This is a genomic window from Kitasatospora sp. NPDC043950, from assembly GCF_056435345.1.
Window position 1 is genome coordinate 1 of record NZ_JBWKER010000039.1, and the last position, 25149, is coordinate 25149.

The window sequence follows — 25149 nt, forward strand, 5'->3', positions numbered from 1 at the left end:
TGGCACGCTGTTGAGTTCTCAAGGAACGGACACTTCCTTCGGACCGCCTTCCAGCGGGCCCTCCGGGCGCTTCGTTCTTTCGTGTTCCCAGCTTATCAGACGTTTTCCGCTCCGTTTCCGGCGCTTCGTTCATCCAACTCACTGGCGTCTTCTGCGGCTTTATGCCCCGTCCGACGTTTCAAACTCTAACCGAGCCCCGCTCCGAAAAGCGAATCGGCCGCAATCCGATAAAACGAACACGCCGAATAGGAACCAAGCCGCGACAAGACGCGACCCAGCCCGAACCAGGAGGTGGTGTTTCAAGAGGATTGGCCGCCCCGGGACCGTCCGCGCCGTTGCGTGTCCGGTGCTCCCTGCCGAGCGACTGGGAGACAGTACCCCTGTTCAGCGCCCCGAAACAAACGCCCAGCCCGGGACCGCACAGGTCTACCCCTGCCGGCCCCTGCCGGCCCCGCCACAACGTCGAGCGACGGACGTGCGACCGCCCCCGGTCACGGCGTCAGGTCGCAGCACCGTCGGCAGCCGTCCGGGCGAGGCGCAGTTGTTCCTCCTCCACGATCAGCGCAGCCAGCGACTGCTCCGAGACGTCGACCGCTTCAGGAGTCGATTCGGCCACGTCACTGCGGCGCGCGTAGTCGTCGAACAGCTGGCTCTTCGCGCGAAGAATCTCCACCATCCGCTGGTCGACGCTGTCCGCGGCCAGCAGGCGGTGCACCTGTACACGCCGGACCTGGCCCATTCGATGGGCTCTGGCTATCGCCTGGCTCTCCATGGTGGGCTTCACCTGGGGTTCACAGAGAATGACGACCGACGCCGCCTGGATGTTCAGTCCCACGCCGCCGGCCTGGATCTGGCTCAGCAGCACCGCATGGCCCTGCACGGCGGCGAACTCGTCCACCACGTCCTGTCGTCGGACAGCGTCCAGGCCTCCGTCGAGCGGGCCGAGAGCACGCTGCCCCAGAGCGTCCTGGACGACCCGCAGGACATCCCGGAAGAACGAGAAGACAACGACCTTCAACCCGTTCTCCGCAGCCTCGTCGACGACCTCCATCAGCCGCAGCAGCTTCGCCGACCCTGCCGGGTCCGCGTACGCGGCACGGCGCATGGCCATGAAGTTCCCCTCGGCGACCGCCGAGCGGTAGGCGACGAGATCGGACGCCGACAGTTCCTCCCATTCGTCGACATGAACGACGTCGGGGAGCTCCGTCAGGACGTCCCGCTGGTTGCGGCGCAGGTAGGCCGGTGCAACGGCCTTGCGAAACGACGTCGGGCCTGCGGCGGCCGAACTGCTGTGGATTCCGGGCAGAAGATCAGGCTGCAGATAGCGGACCAGGTTCCGGAACTCCTCCACCCGGTTCTCCATCGGGGTGCCGGTGAGGAACAGGACGCGGTCGACGCGGTCGGTCCACTCGGCCACCGCCTGCGAGCGCTTCGTGCTGTGGTTCTTGACGTAGTGGGCCTCGTCCACCACGACCATGCCGACCGTGACGTCCTCCGGGACCTCCAGGCGACGCAGTCCGTCGAAGGTCACGACGGCGACACCTCCGCTGCCGAGCCATTCGGTGCGCGCCGCTTCCCGCTCCTGGCCGTGGAATCGGAACGCCCTCAGCGTGCTGCGCGACTCGATCTCCCTGATCCAGTTGATGAGGACGCTGGCCGGGCAGACGACGAGGAAGTGTGCGCTCCCGTGCGCCCGGAGATGCGCGAGCGCGGCGATCGCCTGGATCGTCTTCCCGAGGCCCATCTCATCGCCGATGATCACCCGCTTCTGTGCGAGGGCGAAGCGGGCACCGAATGCCTGGTAGCCACGGAGCGAGACCGTGCACCGGGTGTCGTCCAGCGGCTCGGCCCGGACCCGGTCCGACAGGCTCTCCGGGAGGAAGCCTTCGGAGGCGGTGAGCCCGTCGGAGCCGGATCCCGCGAACTCGCCCAGAATGCTGTAGAAGTCGGCCGAGCGGACCTCGAACTCCGCCCAGGCCTCGATGTCCGTGGCCAGTGGGCGGAGGAGGTCCACCGAGGCCTGGGCGAAGAGCATGGACGCTCCTCGGTCCTCCGTCTCCGCGAGCAGGGCGTCCAACCGATCGACCGCGGCGAACGCCTCCTGTCGGCGCTGCCGCCCGGCGAACAGGCCTCTCACAACGCCCCGGGCCGGCTGGGCGGCGGCGATCAGGGCGGCGGCCTCGCCGGCGACACGCTCCGCCAGTTCCCTGGCCCGTCTCGCCTCGGGCCCGGCGGCGACCAGCCGTTGGAGTGCGACGACCAGCGCGGTGCCGGCCGCGTCCTGGTGGTCGACGTCCAGCCGGATCGCCACGGCCTGCTCGGCGGCCCGGGCGATCTGCCCGGCGGCGGCGATGGCCTGGAGAGCGCTCTGGGCTCCGATTCCGGGCAGCAGTTGGAGCGTGTAGGGCGTGGTGTCCACCACCTGCCGCACGGTCCTGATCCCGGCGGCCTCCAACGCTCCGACGCGCAGACGCCCCTCGGTGACGTCCTTCAGCCGGGCCACGGGAATGCCGTCCAGTTCGTCGCGGACCAACTGGCCCCGCAGACCGGCCGCGGCCCGGCGCACGTGCTCGACAGCACCCTGGTGATCGTCGACGACCGCGCGGGCGACCGCATGGAGCCGCTCCCCGTCCGCGAGCACGACCTTGGGCTTCCGGACGGCCCGCTGCCTCTCTCCCACCTACGGCTCCTGTCCCGACTCGACCATGCGGCACCCTCTCCGGGCGTCCACATGATTCCATCCAGGCACCGCCGACCGCCCCGGATTCCGGACCACACCCCGGCCGCCCGGTGGCCGTGGTGAAGACGAATCCCCTTCACCGCGGCCGCCTGAGTCGCGCTTTACCGGCCGAAGGTCAGCGCAGGACCCTGATGGCCATGACCGAACCGTCCTGGCTCAGTGAGACGGGCCCGTCCCACTTGGCGTCCCACGCCTCCTCGGGCCATTCCGAACGCAGGGCATGGGCCTTGTACCGGTACTGCTCGACCCGGCCGGCCGCGAGGTCCTCGAAAAGGTCCCTCGCGATCCCAGAGAAGGCCTCCACCCGTGTGCCGTTCAGCCGGAAGACGTGGTCGGTGCCCACGAAGTCAATGCCGTGCATGGAGTACGCGATGTCCTGAACGATGCCCGTCCCCGCATGCGTGTAATGCTCGAAGTGGCGCTTCCCCTGCCGCTGCGACAGATAGCGCGCAGTGGGCTCGCCCCCTCCCGAGAAGGCCATCAGACCCGCCGCGTCCACGTGCGCGAGGACGCGGCGGAACCATGTGTAGTCTTCTGGCCGCACGTGATAACCGGACACCACTCGGGGCTTCTCACCGGTCCCCCACGCGAGGTCGATTCCCGGTACGACGGCATGGTCCTCCGGCGGGATATCCAGGTCGATCTCACGGGCTCCGGCGGGGAGGTGCAACACCCCGTCCCCCTGGGTCTCCAGCAGGTGGAGGGTGATGGGGTCCTTGCCCGGGATCTCCGTGCCGAACACCATGGCCGGCGTCTCGTCCGGCTTTCCGATATGCACCGCCTCGACGTGCGCTGCCGCGGTGGACAACTGGGCGTGTACCTGCGCAGCCTTGCCGTGCCGGCCCTTGCAGGCAACGAGCACTACCTTGGAGGGCTCGCCAGGCTTCCACACCTCCAGGAAGAAATGCGGACGCTTGGCTGCCCGATGAGACGAGTCCTCCTTGCCGGTCAACGTCCACCCCGCCCGGAGAGCGATCTCAGCATCGATGACGGAGACCGAGTGGTCCGGGTACCGCCGCCTGAGGACTTCCTGGGCGACGGCCAGGGCGAACCCGATCCCCAGCTCCCCCGACTGGACCGCCTTGTAGTGGCGCATCGGATTGCGGCCCTCGTCGGACAGCGTCATGAACCTCCCGTGGTTACCAGCCAGCGCCTGGCAGTACTTGAGGCTCGCCCAGTGTTCGGCCAGCCCCCGGCCCGCTCCCTGCCGCGCCAGGACGTTGGCCCGGCCGAGCGTGTGCAGCAGCTTCCACGGGGCGAGCTCGATCGACTGCCTGCGGTCACCGACGGGCACGGCGCCCAGTCCCGGCTTTCGCCGCAGCAGTTCCTGGTTCTTCTCTCGCCGTTCCTTGTTGTCCGACTCGGAGACTTCCGCGACGCTCCCAGCCAGGCCGGAGGTCGAGTGGATCGACACGTTCCATGGCTGGGCGAGGTCCTTCAATACGGCAGCTGCCTTCTTCACCAGGGTCTCTCCTTCAGTGGGTTGCGGTTCCCGCAGCTCGGTGTCGGTCGGTCTCCGGTCGGCTATCGCGCACGGCCAGGGTGCGTCTCATCGAGGTCGTTCAGGGCTGCGTTGACCACCTGCCAGCAGATGCTCAGGGTGTCGCGGTCCGGCCGGTGGCTTTCTCGGGACTCCGCCTTGGGGTGGACGAAGTTCCGGTACTTGCGCAGTTCGTGGCTGAACTTCTCGGCATCCGCGCCGATCCACCCCGCCCGGTGACACGCTTTGATCAACTTGTCCAGGTTGACGCTGTCCTCGGACTCCCGACCGAGGAGGGAGGGGTCGCGTTCCACCACGGTCCGAAGCAGCACACCCTCCAACAGGGAGCCGAGCATGATGATCGCCGCGACGTGGGCACCGTTGGCGTAACACGTCCGGGCCTCGTCCAGCCGCCACTGGAGGAGATCGGCCATGGCCTCGTCCGCGATGAGGTCAGCCATCACGACTTTGAGCTCGGCGGCCCCGTAGTGCGTCGGATGCGCCAACGCCGGGTCGCAGGGAACGAGCCGGGCGCTGCCGCCGGGGTTCTCCAACCGGTACCCCTCGTGGATGAGGAAGGAATTGACCGCCGCCACCACGTCGGCGAGCAGGCCGGGCTCATCGAGGTACTCGCGGGGATCTGCCAACCTGAGCAGTACCTTCTCGATCTCCCCCGGCTGATCCCGTCGTTCCAACAGCAGTTCGGTCGCCCAGTCCCTGCGGTACTGGCCGTCGTACTCAGGAAGGCCCTGCCAGCCAGCCCGCTTGAGGAAACCCGCAATCTCAAAACCACGGCGGTAGTAGAGGTCATCGTCGCCCGCGACGACGCGTGCAAGCTCCGTGAGGGTGTTCTCGTCGAGTGTGAGGTCGTGCTGCCTGGTCTGGGACTGGCTCATACCGTTCCTTCGGTCGAATCGGATTCCGGGCTGGGGTCGGATCCGGTGTGGGTTCCGTCCCCGTCGTCGAGGCTCTTCGCCACCTCGGGCTCATGGTCTTCCGCCCCCTCGTCGGGGAGCTCCGCACCGCCCGGCAGTTCGAGCGGCGCCCACAGCTGCGCGTCTCCCGGCGGCGCGGACGATCGGCAGTAGTTGGCCGGGTGGATCCCCTGGCGGTCGAGTTCTTGCCACAGACCTGCCAAGGCTTCGTCCGGGTCGAACCTGAACTCGCTCTCGCGGATGCGCCAGAACCGCCATCCGACGCGCTGCAGTTCGCGGTCGCGCTGGTGATCGTGCCGGATCTGGTCGAGGGTCGAGTGGTAGTAGTCGCCGTCGCATTCCACACCCAGTCGACCTCGTGCACCGACGACAACAAGATCGATGCGCTTACTTCCGGCCGGATACTGCGGCACCACGTGGTACCCGCGGTCCTTCAACCGCAGGTAGACCTGCTGTTCGAAGAGGGAGTCGAAGGGAGTGCGACGCACATCTGGCAGCACGGCGCCGATATCGGCGGCCTCTGCCAGAGCTGCGGGCGGATTCTGCATGTATCCCAACAGATTGAGCCGCAGGTCGCCGGACTTGAGCTGGTCGAGCGGCACGGAGTAGAAGAGCCGCATCTGATCCTGCGCGCGACTGGCCGCGACGTTGTACGCCTGCTGCTCGCTCCGCATTCCCCCAGCGATGCGCCGCACCCGGTCCACGACCATCGACAGCAGGATGACGTGCCGCTCGTCCCCCTGGAACTGCGCCGGGGTGCCCACCCGGATGCGATGGCGTTCCCGTACCGGAGCGGGCAGGCGTTGCTCGATCAGCTGTTCCAGCAGCCTGACCTGGCCGAACGTCCCCTGGAGCACGATGACGCCCATGGTCTTGTTCTCGTACGCCGGATCAGTGGTCAGCTCGGCAAGGCAGTCGACGATCGCCGCAGCCTCCTTCGGGTTCCGGATCCGACTGTCGCGCCCTTCCGCGACTCCGCCCTCGACGTAGTGGGTCAGCAGTGGATCGAGCCGCTCTCCGCCGTACTGCCGGAGGGGGATGAGACCCGGCGGGGTGTAGAAGGTCTCCGACGACCAGCCGATGATCTCGGGCATGCAGCGGAAGTGCTCCTGCAGACGGATCGTCGCCGGGAAGAGTGCCGACAGCAGCTGGTACAGGTTGGAGTGCGGCATGTAGAGCTGACGCAGGTGGGCGGGAACTTCCGGGAGGTGCGCGGTCAGCCGGTCCTGGATCTGCTGGGTGCGGCCGTATCCGGTGACCGGGGGTGTGCACTGCTTGTCGTCACCGACCACGATGATGCGTGGCGCGAGCCAGAGCAGGAAGAGCGCGTCCATACCGGCCTGGCTGGCCTCGTCAACGATCACCACGTCGAAGGCGTCCTGCCTCGGCTGGATCATCTCAGCCACCCGCCCGATGGGCATCACCCAGGCCGGCACAGCGCCCTGGGCGATGTTCATCGCGCTGCGGGCTGCCGCCTTGAACTGGGAAGCGCTCTTCCCCTTGCCCTTGCCGTACGAAGCCATGTGAGTGCGGTAGGCCTGCAGAGCCGAACGCTGTTCCGGAGTCATCCGGACCAGGCAATGGAGCCTGCCGTGAGCGGCGGCGAGGTCCCCCGTCAACTCCTCAAGCTTGGCCTCATGCTCGCTCAGTTCACCGTCGAGACGTTGCTCCCGGCCGGGTGCGCGTTCGTCGTCGATGAACCGGCACGCCCTCGCCCACGCCCACGCTTCCCCGAACCGGCCGAGCCGCTCGTCCCAGGCCGGGTTCTCGGCCTCGGCTTCGAGTCGGCCCGCGAGGGCGGGCGACGCAGCCCGCAAGCCTTCCAGTAGCTCTGCGCAACGCCGCCGCCGGTGGTCCCGCCGCTGGGCCGCAGCGAGCGCTTCGAGTTCCTTGGTGTACCGGTCCACGTCACGGTCGGCCAGGGCCTGAGCCATACCGAGGGCTTCGACTGGCGGCGCCGCGCCGTCGTCCACGCCGCGCAGCAGTTGGTCCCACCGCTCGATCCTCGCCGACGCCGCTTCCGCGCGCTGCCGCCCGGCCAGCGCCGACACGGCCTCAGTGAAGTCCTGCCATGCCTGCGGGCGGGTCAGGTCGAGGTAGACACCGTCGCGCACGAGGAGTTCGTCGACCTGCTCGCGGATCCGGCCGAACTCGTCGACCTCGGCGAGATGCCGGTACCGCTCACGCATCGCGGCCAACCGCACCTCCAACGGCGCCTCCGCAAGGGCCGCATCCACCTGTTCCCAGCGGCCAGCCACAGCCGCGAGTGCCGTGTAGGCCTGCAAGTACGCCAGGACAGCACTCAAATCATCCTCGGTGGCCGGCGCCTTCCCGTCCACCCGACAGGTGCTCAGGAGTTCATCAGCCTCTCGCTGTGCCTTGGACGCGAATCGTGTGCGCAACTGGCGTCCCCCGGCAAGGTACTTCGTCAGAGCGGGGATCGTAGCCGCCATACGGTTGGCACGCTCCGGCGTCAGTGCGTCCGGAAGGACAACCGTGCGCAGACCGATCCGGTCGAGACCGCCAGCCACCTCGGAGAGGACATCCGCCACATCGGTGACGCGTTGCCAGAGATCGGAGTGGCGCCGCGCGAGCCGATCCGTCAGGGCACACACCACCCAGCTTGTACCTCCCCAACGTGTGGCTTCCCACGGAACACCCAGACGGTGCAGCCGACTTCGACCGGAGTCGAGCAGTGCCGTCAGCCGGTCGGTGGCAGAGGTCTCCAGCGAGGCCAGCACGTTTCGCACCTCGACGGCGGCCGACGAGAGCCCGCTGATGCTCAACTGGCTCGCGGCGAGGGCTGCCGCGACCTGGCCAGGCGTCGGCAGGGTCTCGGCCGACTGGAACACGCCGGACTCCGCCCACTGCCCGGCCCCCTCTCTCAAGAGTGCGAGCAACTCCTCCGCCTCAATGGGCGACAGCGGAGGCACCGTCGGAGCCCGGTCGGGCAGCCTCCCGATCCAGCTCAGTCGTACCGCCTCGTCCTGCACCGTCTGCACGATCGCAGCGAGCGTCCCCGCGTAGCCCGGAGCGACCTCCGGGTGCTGGTACACCTCCGCTTCGCGCAACGAGATCACCTGCTCCGTCAGCAGTTTGATCCTGCTGCGCACCTCGTACCGGCGCTGGGTCAGTCGGCGGATCTCCTCTCGTAACTGGTCGGTGTCACCCATCGCCACCTGGTCGCTCAGCGCGTTGATGGTGCGTTCGAGCTCGTTCGCGCCGTCCTGACTAGTGCTACTGAGCAGGAGTACGCAGAGGTCCCGGACGGCCGGGGGCAGCTTGTCCCGGAGGACCGTCAGCGCCTGGTCCCGCGCGCTGGTGACGAGGACCCGCTGCCCCTGCGCCAGCAGTGCGGAGACCAGGTTCGCAATGGTGTGCGTCTTCCCGGTGCCCGGCGGTCCCTGCACCACCACGCCGGTATCCCGCTGCAGCCGCTGGAGGACCGAGCGCTGCTGGGCGTTGGTCTTGCCGGGAAAGAGCGGCTCTTCACCGAAGAGAGCGGGGGCTTGCCTTCCGCCCCAACTCTTCCTGTCCTCGGGATCCAGTGACATCACCAACTGCGCTAGTCCGAGGGGGGCCTGGCGTTCCGACACCACGCTCTCGGCGATGCGGTCGTAGAAGCCCAGCACCGCGTTACGATCCCTGGGTCGCATCAGGAGAGCCGGCGCGAAGGTCAGCTTGGCCCCCACCTCCGGCCCCGCCGGAGGGCGCCAGTTGGCACTGAACGCGACTGGCCGGGGCAGTACCAGGTCCTGCCACTGGGCGAGACACTCCAGCGCCTCCCCGCTCAGCAGGTGGAGGGGTCTCGCGGAGAGTTCCTCGCCGAACGCCGCAGAGCGTTCCGCCACCCATCCGTCGTCCGTGTCGAGAAAGTCCCGGTCCTCCAAGCGGACCGCCCCGCTGCTCGTGAGGCGTACGGTGATCCGCGCGGTCCGCCGATCCACCTGGGTCTCCACCCGGCGCGAGAGCACATGCCGGTGGATCACCCCGCCATTCGGCTCGCTCCAGGTCAGGAGGCCCACCGCGAGCACAAGTTCATACTGGTCGTCCTGTTGCACCAGTTGCTGGTGCCAGTGGTAGACCTTCTCGTAGAGCTCCCGCTGCGGCCTCTCCACCCGCTCGCGTTCGGCCCAAAGCCGCCAGCGCGCGAGCCACGGCCCGTACGCCCGCAGGACTTCCTCTGCCTCTTCCCTCGCAACGGTTGCTTCACCGTCCTGCCAACGATCGCGATCGTCTGCCCCCGGCACCCACCTCCGGTAGGGGCCCTCCTCCGCCAGAGGCGGATCCACAGCATCCGCGTCCTGGCAGAGCCGCTCGTCGATCCACCCTTCGAGCACCGACGGAAGTTCCGGCGCTGCCGCCTGCGGAACATGGTCCAAGATCAGCAACGGCCGATCGTCCTCGTCGGACGGCCGGGGCACCCTCACCGGAAGGTCCGCCAGCCAGAGCGGGCTCCACGAGCGGGTGTCCCGAAGCCTCTGATGGCTGCTTTGTACGACCTCGCGCAGGAACCCGACCAGCGCAGCGGTCTGGCCGATGACATCGGGATCACCCGCATGTCGCCGTGGAACGCTCACCATTCTCCCCTCGGTCGGTGACGAACGTTCCAGGATGGGGGTGACAGCCGAAGCCGGAGGGAGAGAACAACAACATGGCCGATTACACGCCGCGTGATGTCTTATATACGCCGAGTCTCATCTGGTCCATCCAATCCCAACCCCCGCTGAAACGAACATCTATGCGACAGCGGCAAATGGGTGCGCGCGGCTCGCCGCGCACTAGAGTCGCTCGGCCGCAACGAGGGGGGCGCTCGCCTTCTTCGACAAGGCCGCGGTCGGGTGGCTGACGGCGCGAAGGCTCGGTACTGCGACGTCCTGCTCACTACCTCGGCCTAGGCAGGGCCCGCAACTCCCACGACACCTCAATTGTCGACCCCACGGCCCCCGGAGCCTCTCCGGACACCTCGTTCTGACGAGCCGGTGGGCGATCTCGGTGGGGATGCGACCTGAGCTGGGGTTTTCCTGGCGGTACAGCCGGACGCCAGGATGCTGGACGGGCGACGGTGGCGGGGCACCGGTGGCAGGAGGCCTGGTGCCCCGCGACCGGGCAGCTCACTCCACCCGGCGGAGTCTCCGGGCCGGGTGCGTCCGTGCGTCCGTACGTCCATCTCGATCGACGGCGGGCACAGGGCCGTCAGCCGGCGGTCACAGCGCTGCCAGGCCTGCCTCCAGGTCGTCCAGGCCCAGGGAGCCCTGCCGCAGGGCCTTCATGTGCCAGCGCTTGAGGTCGAAGTCGGCGCCCAGCCGGCGGCGGGCCGCCTCGCGGCCGGCCAGCCAGGCGCGCTCGCCGAGTTTGTAACCGATGGCCTGGCCGGGCCGGCCGAGGTAGCGGACGATCTCACTGTGCAGGTGGACGGGCGCCAGACCGACGTAGTCGGCCATGAAGGCGGTGGCCAGCTCCGGAGTCCAGCGCTCGCCCGGGTGGAACGGGGAGCCCGCCGGAATGACGCTCTCCAGGTGCATGCCGAGGTCGACGATGACGCGGGCGACGCGCATCATCTGCTTGCCGAGGTAGCCGAGGCGGCGCCCGGGATCGGTGAGGAAGCCGAGCTCGTCCATCAGCCGCTCCGCGTACAGGGCCCAGCCCTCCACGTTGGCGCTGATCTTGCCGAGGGTGACCTGGTAGCGGGACAGCTGCTCCGCCGCCGCGGTCCAGGAGGCGAGCTGCAGGTGGTGCCCGGGGACGCCCTCGTGGTACCAGGTGCTGACCAGGCGCCAGGTGCGGAACCGCTCCTGCGCGTCGCCGTTGGCCAGCGGGAGGAAGGTCCGGCCCGGGCGGGCGAAGTCGAGGCTCGGCCCGCTGTAGTACGGCGCGGCGGCGCTGCCGGCCGGGGCGATCCTGGTCTCGACCCGGCGCAGCGGGCCGGTGATGTCGAAGTGGCGCCCGTCGAGTGCCTCGATCGCGTCGTCCGTGAGCTGCTGCAGCCAGCCGCGCATCTGCTCGGCGCCGCGCACGGTGTGTCCGTGCTGGTCCAGGTGGGCCCGGGCTTCCCGGACGGTGGCGCCGGGCAGCACCCGTTCGGCCTCCGTGCGCAGCTCGGCCCAGACCCGGTGGAACTCCTCCCAGGCCCAGTCGTAGGTCTCGTCCAGGTCCAGGTCGGCGCCGGTGTACCGGCGGGCCCCGAGCAGGTAGCGCTCGCGGCCGACGGCGTCGGGCGTGCCTTCCGCAGCGGACCGGTAGCTGTCGCGGAGCCAGTCCCGGAACGCGGCCACGGCGGCGGTCGCCTCGTTCGCGGCGGTGTCCAGTTCGGGGCGGAGCCGCTGCGGCGCGGGGGTGACGAACTCGGCGAACCAGCCGGGGCCCCCGGCCGTCTCGCCGGTCCACGCGGTGAGCTGCGCGCACAGCACGTCGGCCTGGCGGGGCGCGGCGAGCAGCTTGCGGGCGACGCCCTCCGCCAGCGTGGCCCGGTAGCCGTCCAGCGCGGCGGGCAGGTTGCGCAGCCGGCCCAGGACCGGGGCCCAGTCGTCGTCGGTGGCGGTGGGCATCATCGTGAAGATGCCCCGGAGCTGGTGCACCGGAGTGTGCAGGTTCCGCACGGCGCGGAAGTTCTCGCCGGCCTCGTGCACCCGCACCTCGGCGTCGAGCCGCTCGCGCAGCAGCCGCGCGCACACGAGCTCCGCCGGATCCCCGTCGGGCCCGGCCTCGGGGACTGCGTCCAGGCGCGCCAGCGCCTCCCGTGCGAGCCGGACCGTCTCCTCGACGCCGTCCGGCGACAGGTCGGGCATCCGGTCGTCGCCCGGGGCCAGGCCCAGGGACGTGGAGGTGACGGGATCGTGTGCGGCGACCCGGGCCACGTAGTCGTCGGCGATCTGTCGTGGAGTCATCGTCAGCTCCTTCGGTCGGCGATCGGTCGCGGTACCAGGCGTAGGAGGCCTTCGGGGTGCGCCGCTGCGCCGCGAAGTCGCTGCGCCGCAAAGTCGGTGCGCCGCGAAGTCACTGCGCCGCGAAGCCGACGTGGACGAGTCCGGAGCGCCGGCGGAAGCCCTCAGGCCGTCGAACACGTCGTGATTGTAGCCAGGCTCCGCCCGCCCGCCCCGGACGGCCGCCAAGTCCGCACCGCAGCAGACGGGTTGGGCCACGGCCGGGCACGAACGTCCGGCCCCGACGAGACGGCCGGGCCGGACGAGACGGCCGCCCCCTCCGGCGCGCAGTGGCGCTGATCACAGCGGGTTTCGCGCCGTCGGCGAAATGCAGGGGCCGCCCGGGTTGTTTGCACAGGCAACCAATTCCGCCCCGGCGCACTCCACCGGCACCCACGAGGGATCCCATGACCGTCACCGAGCCCGCAGCCTCCCGCGCGGCCGAAATCCTGTCCCGGCCCGTCACGCTCAACGGGCTGACCGTTCCCAACCGCATCGCGATGGCGCCGATGACCCGCAGGTTCTCCCCTGGCGGCGTGCCCGGCGAGGACGTGCGCTCGTACTACGCCCGCCGCGCCGCCTCGGGCGTCGGCCTGATCATCACCGAGGGGACGTACGTCGGCCACGAGTCCGCCGGCCAGAGTGACGACATCCCGCGCTTCCACGGCGAGGAGCAGCTGGCCGGGTGGGCTCGCGTCGCCGAGGACGTCCACGCGGCGGGCGGCACCATCGTGCCGCAGCTCTGGCACATCGGCATGGTGCGCCGGCAGGGCGACCCGCCGTTCGCCGACGCTCCCGCCGTCGGCCCGTCCGGGATCCGGCTGGACGGCACCGAGGGAACCGGCCGGGCGATGACCCGGGCCGATCTGGACGCCGTCATCGGCGCGTTCGCCGAGGCCGCCGCGGCCGCCGAGCGGATCGGCTTCGACGGCGTCGAGCTGCACGGCGCCCACGGCTACCTGCTCGACCAGTTCCTGTGGGCGGGCACCAACCGCCGCACCGACGCCTACGGCGGCGACCCGGTGGCCCGGACGAAGTTCACGGCCAAGCTCGTCGCCGCGGTGCGAGCGGCCGTCTCCCCGGAATTCCCGGTGATCTTCCGCTACTCGCAGTGGAAGTCCGAGAACTACGAGGCCCGCCTCGCCGAGACCCCCCAGGAGCTGGAGGCGGTCCTCACCCCGCTCGCCGAGGCCGGCGTCGACGCCTTCCACGCCTCGACCCGCCGCTACTGGGTCCCCGAGTTCGACGGCTCGGACCTCAACCTGGCCGGCTGGACCAAGAAGCTCACCGGCCGCCCCGCCATCACCGTCGGCTCGGTCGGCCTGGACGGCGACTTCGTCGGTGCCTTCAGGGGCGAGGGCTCCCCGGTCCAGGCCATCGACAACCTGCTCGACCGGCTGGAGCGCGACGAGTTCGACCTGGTCGCCGTCGGCCGTGCCCTCCTCCAGGACCCGCAGTGGGCCGCCAAGGTCCTCTCCGGCCGCCATGCCGAGCTGCGCCCGTACGACGCCGACGCGCTCCGCACCCTCAGCTGACCACCAGCCCCCGAGGACCCGGCCGCGCGGCAGGTACAGCGGCAAGTACAGCGGGGCCGGGTCCCTTCGGAGTCCCGCAGGATCGCGCCGGCCGTAAGAGATGTCAACAAGCTTGCACGAGCCGTGTTTTCGGACGAAGTCGACACGGACGAGGCCGTGGCGCCGGTGGTGGCCCTCGGTCCACCGAACAGGCCGTCATCAAAGCCGACACCGCCAACTCACCCCGCCGACCCGGCCGAATGCCTCCTCGGCCTGCTGCTCCCACTGCCCTGCGCAGTGTCCCGTGCGGCCTTATGGTGAAGAAAAGACCTCCCGGACGGACCCCTGAGCAGCCTGCCGACGCACGGCGGCGACTTCCCGGAGGAGCGCTGATCATCTTCCCGGAGGAGCGCTGACAATGAGTACCTATCGAGTGGCACAGGCGACCGCCCCGGGCGGTGCGCTCCGACCGGCCGAGCGAGAGGTGCCGCAGCCGGGACCCGGCCACGTGAGGATCGCCGTGGAGGCGTGCGGCGTCTGCCACTCCGACACACTCTTCGTGAACGCCGCGCTACCGGGCGTGTCGTTCCCCGAGGTGCCCGGACACGAGATCGCCGGGCACATCGAGGAGTTCGGCGAAGGCACTCGGGACCGTGGATGGCAGATCGGTGACCGGGTGGCGGTCGGCTGGTTCGGCGGCAGCTGTGGCCACTGCAAGCCGTGCCGCCAGGGCGACTTCATCGTGTGCCGGAACTTGAAGGTCCCGGGATGGGCGTACGACGGAGGCTTCGCCGAGAAGGTGATCGCGCCCGCCGACGCGCTGGCCCGGATCCCCGACGAACTGACGGCGGGCGATGCCGGGCCGATGGCCTGCGCGGGCGTGACCACGTACAACGGGCTGCGGCGCAGCACCGCCCGGCCCGGCGACCTGGTCGCGGTGCTCGGGCTCGGCGGCCTCGGGCACCTCGGGGTCCAGTACGCGGTCGCGATGGGCTTCGAGACCGTGGCGATCGCCCGGGGCGCCGAGAAGGCCGGCTTCGCCGAGCAACTGGGCGCCCACCACTACGTCGACAGCACCGCCGGCACCCCGGTCGCCGAGGCGCTGCAGTCCTTCGGCGGCGCCAGGGCCGTGCTGGCCACCGCCGGCAACTCCGAGGCCATCGCGTCCACCCTGGACGGGCTGGCCCCCCGCGGGGAGCTGGTGGTGATCGGGGCGGACACCGCTCCGATGGCGATCAGTCCGGCCGGACTGCTCATGGGTGCCAACGTCGTCCGGGGCCACCCGTCCGGCACCGCGCAGGACGTGGAGGACACGATGGCGTTCAGCGCCCTGCACGGCATCCGCCCGATGACCGAGACCGTGCCGCTGGACCACGCCGAGGAGGCGTACCAGAAGATGCTCGCCGGGAAGGCCCGCTTCCGGATGGTGCTCACCACCGGCTGATCCGGCTCGACCACACGGGCTTCCCCCGGCTACTCGACCACCACAGGCCTCCCCCGGCTACTCGGGCTACTCGATCACGGGCTACTCGATCACGGGCCAGGCCATCGAGGCGCTCGGCTGCAGCGACTGCTCGGCCCAGATGATCTTGCCCCAGGGGGTGTAGCGCACGCCCCAGCGCTCGGCGAGCCGGGCAACGAGGAACAGGCCGCGACCGCCCTCGTCCTCGGCGGCCGCGTAGCGCAGGTGCGGGGCGGTGCTGCTGGTGTCGGCGACCTCGCAGATCAGCGTGCGGTCGTACAGCAGCCGCACCCTGATCGGTTCGGTCCCGTGGCGGATGGCATTGGTCACCAGCTCGCTGAGCACCAGCTCGGTGACGAACACGGCCTCCTCAAGGCCCCACTCGGTGAGCTGCCGGGTCGCCTCGGCCCGCGCCCTGCCCACGGCCTCGGGGGTCGCGGCCACGTCCCACTCGCTGGTCCGATCGGGCGCCAGCACCCGGGTACGGGCGACGAGCAGGGCGATGTCGTCGGTCTGGCGGACGGGCAGCAGGGCGTCGAGCACGGCGTCGCAGACCTCCTGGGGCGATCGGTCGGCGCGGGCCAGGGTGGCGGTGAGGACGTCCAGGCCGACACCGATGTCGCGGGTGCGGTCCTCGATGAGGCCGTCGGTGTAGAGGACCAGGTTGCTGCCCTGCGGCACCCGCACCTCCGTGGCTTCGAAGGGCATCCCGCCCAGGCCGAGCGGCGGACCGGCGGGAAGGGTGAGGACCTCCACCGTGCCGTCCGGGTGGACGAGGGCGGGCGGCGGGTGGCCCGCCCGGGCCAGGGCGCAGATGCCGGTGGTGGGGTCGTAGATGGCGTAGAGGCAGGTGGCGCCGGTGATCGCGAGCTCGCCCTCGGCTGCCGCCGTCTCCTGGTCGATGTGGGCGACCAGTTCGTCCAGGTGTCCGAGGAGCTCGTCCGGCGGCAGGTCGAGGGTGGAGAAGTTCTGGACCGCGGTGCGCAGGCGGCCCATGGTCGCGGCCGCGTGCAGGCCGTGGCCGACCACGTCCCCGACGACGAGCGCGACCCGGGTGCCCGACAACGGGATGACGTCGAACCAGTCGCCGCCGACCCCCGCCTGGGCGGGGAGGTAGCGGTAGGCGATGTCGAGGGCGCTCTGCTCGGGCAACGCGCGCGGCAACAGGCTGTGCTGGAGGGTGACGGCCATCGTGTGCTCGCGCGTGTAGCGGCGGGCGTTGTCGATGGACACGGCGGCCCGGGCGGCCAGCTCCTCGGCCAGGGACAGGTCCTCGTCCTCGAAGGGACCTCGGTCACGGCTGCGCCAGAAGCAGGCGATGCCCATCAGCACGCCCCGTGCCGACAGCGGAACGGCGATCAGCGATGCCAGGCCGAACTCCAGCACCGCCTGCGTGCGCTCGGTGTCCTGCATGCGCCAGCCGGCGTCGGTCGCCAGCTCGGCGACCAGCGTGGGGCGCCCCCTGACGAAACCCGCCGCCTGCGGGGTGCCCCGATCCCACCTGACCAGCTCCCCTTGGGGGTACAGCGGCGAATCGTCCCGGACGCCCGCGAGCGCCACCCGCCGCAGCTCCACCGGGGCATCGACCACCAGGGCCCGTGGTTCCTCGCCGTCCAGGACCGCCTCGGCGAGGTCGACGGTGGCGTAGTCGCAGAATTCGTGGGCGGCCGTCCGGACGAGCTCCTCCGCGGTGCGCCGGACGTCCAGGGTCGTGCCGATGGCCAGGCTCGCTTCGTACAGCAGCCTGAGCCGGCTGCGGGCGACCTCGGCCTTCCCCGCGAGGGCGCGCAGTTCGGTGGAGTCGCGCAGGGTGGTGACGCTGCCCGCCGGGCCTCCCCCGCTGTCGGTGGGGCGGCTGTTGACGGCCAGCAGGCGGTCTCCGACGGGGAGCACCTCGTCGGTGACCGCGCGGTCGGAGATCAGCAGTTCGGCCGTGCGGGGGGCGAGGCCGAGGTCGGCGACGGGAAGCCCCTCCACGTCGGCGGGCAGGTCGAGCAGGCGGCGCGCCTCGTCGTTGGCGAGCAGGACCCGGCCGTCGCCGCCGACGATGGCCACGCCCTCGCGCACCGCGTGCAGCACCGCGTCGTGGTGCTCGTACATCCGGGTCATCTCTTCCGGCCCCAGGCCGCGGGTCTGCCGCAGCAGACGCCTGCCCACCAGCGCCGTACCGGCCGTGGCCAGGCCGAGCGCCAAGGCGCCGACGCCCAGGACGACCGGCAGCTGGCGGTTGAACGCGCTGCTCACGTTGGAGACCTTCATCCCGGACGACACGATGCCCACGACCGCCCCGTGGGAGTCCTCCACCGGGACGACCACCTGGTACTCGGAGCCGAGTGGGCCGTGCACGTCCTCGACGGTGACCTGGCCGTGCAGCGACGGCCCGATGGTGCCGATGAACATCTTGCCGATCAGCTCCGGATCGGGGTGGGTGTACCGGATGCCGTTGCGGTCGGTCACCACGATGAAGTCGACCCCGGCAGCCGTGCGGGCCTCTTCGGTCAGCGGCTGGAGCACCGCGCTGGGGTCGGGGCCCTGCATCGTCGCCACCAGGCCGGGACCGTGGGCGAACGCCTGGGCCGCGGCGAGCGTGCGACCGCGCGCCGCGTCGAACCGGTCGCTGCGGGACTGGACCAGCAGCACGACGACGGCCGTCACCACGAGCAACAGCACGATGAGCACCTGTAGGACGAACATCTGACCGGCGACACTCCGGATGCTCATCACCGACCACAGGCGATGCGCCGACTGCTCCCGCGGGGCTGAGCGTGGGTGTCGCCGCTCACGACGGCTACCCGATCGGCGCAGGGGCAGCCAGGAGGAGCGGCCCGTGTCTCTGGCCATACACCCATGATCCACCGCGCCCCGGGCACGAGCGGGCCACACTACGCTGATGGGGGCGAAGCGCAGGTGGCAGCATGTCCCGCCGCAACACCGAACGGCTCACCCGCCCCGCGACCGGCCGGGCGCACGCCGTCGAAGGGACCGGACCCGGAGCCGGCCGGTGGGCAGGAGCGGCTCCGATCAGCTCGAACCGACGCCGAAGGTCCGCGGTTCGCAGGAGTCGCCGCGGCAGTGCGGGGAGGCACACCCGGTCGGCGCCGAGTGAGCCGCCAACCTGTCCGGGCCGACTGGACCCAGGTTCAGGAGTCGGCGGACAGCGACCACGGCCGGAAGACGGGGTCGATCGCTGCGCCGGCTCGCCGACGGCTCCGGCCGCAACGGCTGCTACGACCTCGATCGGTGGGTCCGGTGGGCGGCGATCAGGTCGCGGTACCAGGTGTAGGAGGCCTTCGGGGTGCGCTGTTGGGTCGCGAAGTCGACGTGGATGAGGCCGAAGCGCTGGTGGTAGCCCTCGGCCCACTCGTAGTTGTCGAGGAGGGACCAGGTGTAGTAGCCGCGGATGTCGATGCCTTCGGCGATGGCGGCGGCGAGGGCGTCGAGGTGGGCGGACATGAAGTCGATGCGGGGTTGGTCGGGGGTGGTGGACTCGGTGACGGAGCAGCCGTTCTCGGTGATGGTGATGGGTGGGAGGGATTTGCCGTAGGTGTCGCGGAGGTTGAGGAGGAGTTGGCGGAGGGCGTCGGGGACGACGGGCCAGCCGAAGGCGGTGTGGGGGACGTCGGGGATGTCGACGAAGTCGAAGGGGAGGCCCGGCTCGGTGGGGGCGGCGATGCGGGTGGGGTTGTAGAAGTTGAGGCCGAGGCCGTCGAGGCCGGGGGCGGCGATGAGGTCGGTGTCGCCGGGGTGGATGGCGCCGTACAGGTCGTCGGGGACGCCCAGGGCGGAGAGGTCGGGGTAGCGGCCGAGGAGGACAGGGTCGGTGAACAGGCGGTTGTGGAGGGCGTCGTAGGCCTGGGCGGCGGCGAGGTCGGCGTCGGAGGAGGTGGCCGGCTCGACCGGGGTGAGGTTGTTGGAGAGCATCACCTCCAGGCCGCGGTCGTGGAGGATCGAGGCGGCCAGACCGTGGGCGAGGAGCTGGTGGTGGGCGGCCGGGAGGGCCTCCAGCATCAGGGTGCGGCCGGGGGCGTGGGTGCCCAGGGCGTAGCCGAAGACGGTGTGGACGAAGGGCTCGTTGAGGGTGATCCAGGCGGGGACGCGGTCGCCGAGGCGGTCGGTCACGATCGCGGCGTAGTCGGCGAAGTGGTGGGCGGTGTCGCGGTTCAACCAGCCGCCGCCGTCTTCCAGGGCCTGCGGGAGGTCCCAGTGGAAGAGGGTGGGGAGCGGGGTGATGCCGGCGTCGAGGAGGGCGTCCACCAGGCGGTCGTAGAAGGCGAGTCCGGCGGGGTTCACGGGACCGCTGCCCGTGGGGAGCACGCGGGGCCAGGCGATGGAGAAGCGGTAGCCGTCCAGCCCGAGGTTCTTCATCAGCGCGATGTCCTCGGGGTACCGGTGGTAGTGGTCGCAGGCCACCGCGCCCGTGTGGCCGTCGCGGACGGCTCCGGGGCGGGCGGCGAAGACGTCCCAGACGGAGGGCCCGCGGCCGTCCTCGGTCACCGCCCCCTCGATCTGGTAGGCGGCGGTGGCGGCGCCCCAGCGGAACCCCGTCGGCAGGTCGTAGCGGTCCGGCATGACTGCCTCCTGACGTGAACGTGAGGGGAACTCATGTTACTGACGCGACACCGAAACGCCAGGGGCAACCGGCCACCACGACAAGGGAAACCCGGCCGGAGGAGCGCGGCGCGCGCCCCGGCGGGAGTGGTCGGACGGGCCCCGACCGCCCGCGCGCCATCCCACCGGGCCCCGTCCGGTGGCCGACCGCCGGGGAGGGAGGTTGCATGGGGTGACCGGGCCCCAGCGATTCGGGAGGCTGCCGTGTACGAGATGTGGGCCGAGCACGACCCGGCGGTGTCACCGCCGGCCGTGGTGTGGCACGTGGTGACGAAGAACGACTCGTCGACGTCCCTGTGCGGACGTTTCCTCGAACCCGCCCAGCGCGTCGCGCCGGCCGCGGGCGGCGGGGAGTCGGCGGGCCCGGACCGCTACTGCGATCCATGCCTGATCACCGTTCGCGAGGCCATGGCCGCGGCGGCTCGGTGACCGACGCCGTCAGGTCGCCCCGGGTCCGTCCGACCGATCTTGGCGGGACGGGACCTGGGCGCCCGAGGGCGGCGACGACGGCGACGGCGCGAACTGGAGTGCCGGAGCGGGAGGTTGGGCGGTTCCGACCGTCCGGGCCGGTCAGTACGGCCCGGCCAGTGCGGCCACCCCCGGGAAGCGGGCGATCGCCTGGCCGGCGGTCGGCGGGTGGGCACGCCGGGGTCGCAGTGCGCCGAGGGCCACCGCGGGCCTGGCCAGCCGGGCGGGTCTGGCGGCGAGGGAGAACACCTCGAAGTAGGCGGCCGAGACGGCGGGGTCGGTGAGGGCCGCGCCCAGCACCCGGCGGGTGTACCAGCGGGTGAACACGGCGGCGGGCCCGGCGGCGGTGGCGGGGTGGCTCGACAGCGCGTCCGGGAAGCCCTCGTCCTGGTCCTTGGCCATGTCCCAGGGCGTGTCGACGACCCTGGCGATCCGCCGCTGGATCAGTGCGCTCACCCCCGGATGCAGGCCTTCGCTGTCGACGGCGGCGCGGATGGCGGCGGCGCACTGGGCGGCGACCGTCATGCCGTGCCCGTACACCGGGTTCAGCGCCGCCACCGCGTCGCCGGTGGCGGCGAACCCGGCCAGCGGGCCGCCCTCGTAGCACTCGTAGCGGCGCCGGCGGTTCAGTGTCCCGTGGCAGGTGCGGATCGGGCCGAGCGGGCGGGCGGCGCGCGCGAGGTCGTGGACGACCGGGTGGTCCAGCGCCTTCAGGAAGTCGTGGAACTCGCGCTCGCCCCTGGCGGGTTCGCCGCCCCGGGTGCCGGAGAGCGTGACGATCCAGCGCCCGTCCTCGATCGGGATGATGGTGGCGCCCCGACCGGGCCGGCCACGCCCCGGGACGGGCACGATGCTCACCACCGGGAAGCCCTCGTTTCCGCCCGGCGTCTCGAACACCCGGGCGGCGTAGGCGAGTCCGGCGTCCACCGTCTCCTCGCACAGGCCCTTGACCCCCAGCGCGCGCAGCCACTCCGGGGCGCGGGAGCGGCGGCCGGTCGCGTCCACGACCAGGTCGGCCCGCAGGGTCTCCCGCGAGCCGTCCGGGTTCTCGATGTGGACCCCGACGATCCGGCCCGGGCCGCCCACCAGGCCGAGGACGGAGGTGCGTTCGCGGACCGTCACGTTCGCCTGCTCGCGCAGCCGCCGCCGCACGACGTGGTCGAGCAGGTGGCGGCTGCACGCGATCAGGTAGGCCGGCGAGTCGAAGCCCTGGAGCCAGCCCGGCCCGAGGCGCATCAGCAGGCCGGCGGGGATCGAGCGGTAGTGGGCGCCGGCGGCGAGCAGGGCGTCGAGCGTTCCGGGCAGGACCTCCTCGACGGCGTCCGCGCCGCCGCCGAGCAGGATGTGGCTGAACTCGCCCTGCGGCAGGCCCCGGCGCGGGCCGGGCAGGACGGGCAGGACGTCCTGTTCGAGAACGGTGACGGTCCGGGCGTGCGGCGCCAGGGCGGCGGCGGCCAGCGTGCCGGCCAGGCCGCCGCCGAGGACGAGGGCCGTGCTCACCCGGCGGCTCCGGTGGAGGCGAGGCCGTCCCGGCGGGTCGCGCGCATCCACACCGGGCCGGGGCGCAGCGTGGCGAGCGGCAGCTCGCGGACGGTCCGGCCGGGGACGTGCTCCAGCCGCCAGGCCCGCATGATCGTGGCGAGCAGCAGGACGGACTCGGTCATGCCGAACTGCTCGCCGACGCAGCGGCGCGGTCCCGCGCCGAAGCCGATGAACGGGCCGCGCTGCGGGTGGACGCCCACCCACCGCTCGGGGTCGAAGCGGTCGGGGTCGGGGAACAGGGCGGACTGGCGGTGCAGGAGGTAGGGGCTGTAGACGACCGTCGTGCCCTCGCGCAGGCGGTGCGCGCCGAGTTCGGTGTCGGTGGCCGTGACGCGGGTGAGCAGCCAGCCCGGGGAGTACAGCCGGACGGCCTCGCGGACGACCCGGGTGGTGAGCTCCAGCCCGTCCACGCTCGCCGACGTGCCGGCCGCCGGGGTGGCGTCGGTCTCGGCCGCGTCCACACCGAGCGCGTCCGCCTCGGGCGCGTTCACCCCGAGCACGGTCACCCCGGTCGCGTCCACGTGGGCCGCGTCCACCTCGGCCCGGACCCGATCGGCGATGTCCGGGTGCTGGGCGAGCAGGTGCAGGGCCCACACGGTGGAGTTGGCGATGGTGTCGAAGCCGGCGGCGAAGATCGTCATCACCTGGTCGGTGACCTCCGCGTTGGAGAGCGCCTGCCCGCCCGCGTCAGCGGCCACCAGCGTCGACACCAGGTCGCCCCGGTCCTCCGGATCCGCGCGGTAGGCGGTGACGACCTCGTCGACCAGGCGCACCAGCCGGCTGCGGGCGGCGTCGTAGCGGCGGTTGGCCGGCAGCGGGATCCGGTTGAGCCGGTGGGGCAGCAGCATGCGCCGGTAGGAGCCGCCGATCAGCAGCACGAAGTCGTCGACGGTCTCCTGGAGGCCGGTGAACGGCAGCCGGGTGAACAAGGTCGAGACCAGGCTGCGCCCGGCGGCCAGGCTCAACTCGGCGGTGATGTCGACCTCCTGCCCGTCGCTCCAGGACCCGGCCAGCCGCCGGGCCTCCCGGGCCATCACCTCCGTGTACCGCGCGATCCGGTCGGCGCGGAAGGCGGGCTGGACGTAGCGGCGCTGGCGGCGGTGGTCAGCGTGGGGGCAGGTCACCAGGCCGTTGCCGGCGAAGTCGCGGACCCGTTCGAACAGGAACCCGCCCTTGTCGAAGACCCGGTCCTCGCGCAGGACGTGCCGGGTCAGCTCCAGGTCGCAGACCACCACCGCGGAGACCGGCCCCAGTCTGATCTGGACGAGGCCGCCGTACCGGGGCAGGGAACGCAGGAACGCCAGCGGGTCGCGCAGGAACGGCACCAGGTGCCCGAGCAGCGGCAGGCCGCCGGGCGGACGGGGGATCATCGCGGTGACTCCGTATGGTAGCGGGCGGCCGTCGCCGTCCAGTGGATGAGCGCGCGGGTGAAGCGGACCAGTCCGAGGGCGAAGGCCCGCACCTCGCCGGGCGACGAAGGGTCGCGGGCGATGCCGTCCGCCAGGAACTCCAGCGTCGTCGACTCGGCCTCGCACAGCGCCCCGAGCCGGGCCGACGCCTCTTCGGGGGCCAGGCCCTCGTGGACGGTGAACGAGCGCAGCAGGTTCTTGCCGTTCCCGGCGGCGGACTCCCCCTCTGCGGAGTAGAGGTCGTTGACCCAGCAGACGACGTGGTTGAAGCGCATCAGCAGGTCCGCCACCCTCGGGTGCCGGAACACCTCGTCGGCGAGGTCCAGGCCGTGGGCGAGCTCGATCCAGCCCGCCGCGCACGACACGGCGCCGTCCTGGTCCCGTCGGCGGAGGTACTCGGGGACGGTCTGCACGGCGCCGGCCGGGGCGGCGGCCCCGAGGTCCTGGAAGGGGGTGTCACGGAAGGCGGTGTCGCGGAAGGCGGTGTCGCGGAAGGCGGTGTCGCGGAGCGGGGTCTCGTCGAGGTAGCCGAGCGAGGTGTCCAGGTACGCGCGGAAGTACGCCGCGTAGCGCGACCGCCACTGCGGCGGCGTCAGCTCGGCCGTCTCCCGCCACAGCACCGCGAACGCCTCGACGAGTGCGTCGCCGGGCGGCTCGATGCCATCCGAACCGCCGTCCGAAGCACCACCCAAGCCGCCACCCGAGCCGCCGCCCGGAACGCTACCCAGAACGCCGTCCGAACCGCCGCCCGAACCACCGCCCAGGACGTCCGTGAGTGCCCGGACGGTCCGCCGGGCCGCCGTGACGGGCCCGCCGATCCACTGGTCGTCGAAGCGGTCGTCGAGGATCCAGGTGAGCACCAGCCACTTCGCCGCCGCGACCAGCCGCGGACCCCGGGGAACGTCGCCCCACGCCTCCGCCACCAGGTCCAGGTGGCCCTGTGCCAGGAACCCTTGGACGTCACCGCCGAGCACGCCGCTCGCCACCAGCCACGCCCCGACGTCCCGGCGGAGGGCGTCGGCCTCGCCGTGCGGCGCCGGTCTGGCGACTCCCGCGAGGAGGTCCGGGCCTCCGGGGTGCTCGGCGGCGAGGCCGCACATGCCGCGGTACGGCGAAATGCCCATGCCCGTGCTCCCCCTCGCTCACCACCTCCGACCGGCCGGTCGGAGAAGGACCAGTCTGGCCAGCCACCGCGACTGTTCAAAGCGCAACCATCGCTTTTCCCCCGCACGAGTGATCGCGCCGTCACCACGTCGACACGGACCGTGACCAGTCCCACCCCCTCCCGACGCGCCCCACCCCTCGGCGGCCAGGCTCTCGCCGGGCGTCCGATAACCGGTTGGGACGTGGTGCCGGAGTGGCTACGGTGGCGGGATGGCGACTCAGGTGATTGTGCTGAACGGCGGTTCCAGCTCGGGCAAGTCCGGGATCGCCCGGTGCCTGCAGGCGGTGCTGCCGGAGCCCTGGCTGACGGTCGGGGTCGACACCCTGATCGAGGCGGCGCCCGCGTCCCTGCACGATACGGACGGGGGCATCGGCTTCGCGGCCGATGGCGGGGTGAGCGTCGGGGCTGCGTTCCGGGCCTTGGAGGCGGCGTGGATCGCGGGGGTCGCGGCCATGGCGGGGGCGGGCGCGCGGGTGATCGTCGACGAGGTCTTCCTCGGCCGGTCGGAGTCCCAACTCCGCTGGGAGAAGGCACTCGTGGGCCTGGACGTGCTGTGGGTCGGGGTCCGCTGCGAGGCGGCGGTGGCCACCGGCCGGGAGCTTGCCCGGGGGAACCGGATCCTGGGGATGGCCGCTTCGCAGGCGGAGCTGGTCCACCAGGGCGTGCGCTACGACCTGGAGGTGGACACCTCGCGCACCGAGTCGCTGGAGTGCGCGCGGAGGATTGCCGCCCACCTCGGGGGCGGCGCCGCCGGATCCGCCCCCGTGGGCGGGTGACCTGGGCCTGGGCCCAGGCCCAGGTCAGGCCCCTGGGGCCGGCGTGAAGGAGGAGCGGGACGGGCGAGGAGGAGGGAGGGGAGAAAGGGAGGGGACTAGGGCAGACGTAGTGCCCGACAACGGACCG

The 25149-nt window shown here is 71.5% G+C and carries 14 protein-coding genes; 4 read left to right on the top strand and 10 right to left on the bottom strand.

What is annotated here, in order from left to right:
* Positions 1-499: 499 nt before the first annotated feature.
* The 5 genes from AC07BF_RS24930 to AC07BF_RS24950 all read right to left on the bottom strand — a co-directional run bounded on the left by AC07BF_RS24930 (position 500) and on the right by AC07BF_RS24950 (position 12042).
* Positions 500-2680 (bottom strand): DEAD/DEAH box helicase, encoded by a 2181-nt coding sequence (locus AC07BF_RS24930; protein WP_478333939.1) that lies wholly within the window; start codon positions 2678-2680, stop codon positions 500-502.
* A 175-nt stretch (positions 2681-2855) separates the two neighbouring features.
* On the bottom strand, positions 2856-4202 hold the full coding sequence (locus AC07BF_RS24935; protein ID WP_478333940.1) for a hypothetical protein: 1347 nt from the start codon (positions 4200-4202) through the stop codon (positions 2856-2858).
* Between the two features lie 62 nt (positions 4203-4264).
* Positions 4265-5116 carry a hypothetical protein gene (locus AC07BF_RS24940; RefSeq protein ID WP_478333941.1) on the bottom strand — a complete coding sequence of 284 codons (852 nt, stop codon included), beginning with the start codon at positions 5114-5116 and terminating at the stop codon, positions 4265-4267.
* Positions 5113-9738, bottom strand: coding sequence for an AAA domain-containing protein (locus AC07BF_RS24945; protein ID WP_478333942.1), 4626 nt, complete (start codon positions 9736-9738; stop codon positions 5113-5115). Before AC07BF_RS24945 ends, AC07BF_RS24940 begins: the two co-directional genes overlap by 4 nt.
* Before the next feature lie 624 nt (positions 9739-10362).
* Positions 10363-12042 carry a DUF885 domain-containing protein gene (locus AC07BF_RS24950; RefSeq protein ID WP_478333943.1) on the bottom strand — a complete coding sequence of 560 codons (1680 nt, stop codon included), beginning with the start codon at positions 12040-12042 and terminating at the stop codon, positions 10363-10365.
* 443 nt (positions 12043-12485) lie between these two features.
* On the opposite strand from AC07BF_RS24950, the gene AC07BF_RS24955 reads away from it, so the two are divergent.
* Both AC07BF_RS24955 and AC07BF_RS24960 read left to right on the top strand, forming a co-directional pair.
* The gene (locus AC07BF_RS24955) at positions 12486-13613 is read left to right on the top strand and encodes an NADH:flavin oxidoreductase (RefSeq protein WP_478333944.1); all 1128 of its coding nucleotides are present in this window, start codon (positions 12486-12488) and stop codon (positions 13611-13613) included.
* Positions 13614-14010: 397 nt separating this feature from the next.
* Entirely contained in the window at positions 14011-15036 is a 1026-nt protein-coding gene (locus AC07BF_RS24960) for an alcohol dehydrogenase catalytic domain-containing protein (RefSeq protein ID WP_478333945.1), read from the top strand.
* Between the two features lie 81 nt (positions 15037-15117).
* On the opposite strand, the gene AC07BF_RS24965 is transcribed toward AC07BF_RS24960, so the two are convergent.
* A complete protein-coding gene (locus AC07BF_RS24965) occupies positions 15118-17775 on the bottom strand; it encodes a SpoIIE family protein phosphatase (protein ID WP_400985998.1) in 2658 nt (885 codons plus the stop codon).
* 504 nt (positions 17776-18279) lie between these two features.
* Positions 18280-19623 carry a GH1 family beta-glucosidase gene (locus tag AC07BF_RS24970; RefSeq protein WP_478333946.1) on the bottom strand — a complete coding sequence of 448 codons (1344 nt, stop codon included), beginning with the start codon at positions 19621-19623 and terminating at the stop codon, positions 18280-18282.
* Positions 19624-19866: 243 nt separating this feature from the next.
* Here AC07BF_RS24970 and AC07BF_RS24975 point away from each other — a divergent pair, with 243 nt between their 5' ends.
* Entirely contained in the window at positions 19867-20091 is a 225-nt protein-coding gene (locus AC07BF_RS24975; protein ID WP_363585767.1) for a hypothetical protein, read from the top strand.
* A gap of 141 nt (positions 20092-20232) precedes the next feature.
* Here AC07BF_RS24975 and AC07BF_RS24980 read toward each other — a convergent pair whose 3' ends face one another.
* The 3 genes from AC07BF_RS24980 to AC07BF_RS24990 are packed head-to-tail and all read right to left on the bottom strand — an operon-like array spanning position 20233 to position 24205.
* On the bottom strand, positions 20233-21630 hold the full coding sequence (locus tag AC07BF_RS24980) for an NAD(P)/FAD-dependent oxidoreductase (protein ID WP_363585768.1): 1398 nt from the start codon (positions 21628-21630) through the stop codon (positions 20233-20235).
* Positions 21627-23042 (bottom strand): cytochrome P450, encoded by a 1416-nt coding sequence (locus tag AC07BF_RS24985; protein WP_363585769.1) that lies wholly within the window; start codon positions 23040-23042, stop codon positions 21627-21629. Before AC07BF_RS24985 ends, AC07BF_RS24980 begins: the two co-directional genes overlap by 4 nt.
* Entirely contained in the window at positions 23039-24205 is a 1167-nt protein-coding gene (locus AC07BF_RS24990) for a terpene synthase family protein (RefSeq protein WP_363585770.1), read from the bottom strand. Before AC07BF_RS24990 ends, AC07BF_RS24985 begins: the two co-directional genes overlap by 4 nt.
* 250 nt (positions 24206-24455) lie before the next feature.
* On the opposite strand from AC07BF_RS24990, the gene cpt reads away from it, so the two are divergent.
* Positions 24456-25022 (top strand): chloramphenicol phosphotransferase CPT, encoded by a 567-nt coding sequence (cpt, locus tag AC07BF_RS24995; RefSeq protein WP_363585771.1) that lies wholly within the window; start codon positions 24456-24458, stop codon positions 25020-25022.
* The last annotated feature ends 127 nt before the right edge of the window (positions 25023-25149 follow it).

Coding starts and splice junctions, on each gene's coding strand:
- AC07BF_RS24940 (WP_478333941.1), bottom strand. CDS start 5,116: ATGAGCCAGTCCCAGACCAGGCAGCACGACCTCACACTCGACGAGAAC.
- AC07BF_RS24945 (WP_478333942.1), bottom strand. CDS start 9,738: ATGGTGAGCGTTCCACGGCGACATGCGGGTGATCCCGATGTCATCGGC.
- AC07BF_RS24950 (WP_478333943.1), bottom strand. CDS start 12,042: ATGACTCCACGACAGATCGCCGACGACTACGTGGCCCGGGTCGCCGCA.
- AC07BF_RS24955 (WP_478333944.1), top strand. CDS start 12,486: ATGACCGTCACCGAGCCCGCAGCCTCCCGCGCGGCCGAAATCCTGTCC.
- AC07BF_RS24960 (WP_478333945.1), top strand. CDS start 14,011: ATGAGTACCTATCGAGTGGCACAGGCGACCGCCCCGGGCGGTGCGCTC.
- AC07BF_RS24965 (WP_400985998.1), bottom strand. CDS start 17,775: ATGAGCATCCGGAGTGTCGCCGGTCAGATGTTCGTCCTACAGGTGCTC.
- AC07BF_RS24970 (WP_478333946.1), bottom strand. CDS start 19,623: ATGCCGGACCGCTACGACCTGCCGACGGGGTTCCGCTGGGGCGCCGCC.
- AC07BF_RS24985 (WP_363585769.1), bottom strand. CDS start 23,042: ATGATCCCCCGTCCGCCCGGCGGCCTGCCGCTGCTCGGGCACCTGGTG.
- AC07BF_RS24990 (WP_363585770.1), bottom strand. CDS start 24,205: ATGGGCATTTCGCCGTACCGCGGCATGTGCGGCCTCGCCGCCGAGCAC.
- cpt (WP_363585771.1), top strand. CDS start 24,456: ATGGCGACTCAGGTGATTGTGCTGAACGGCGGTTCCAGCTCGGGCAAG.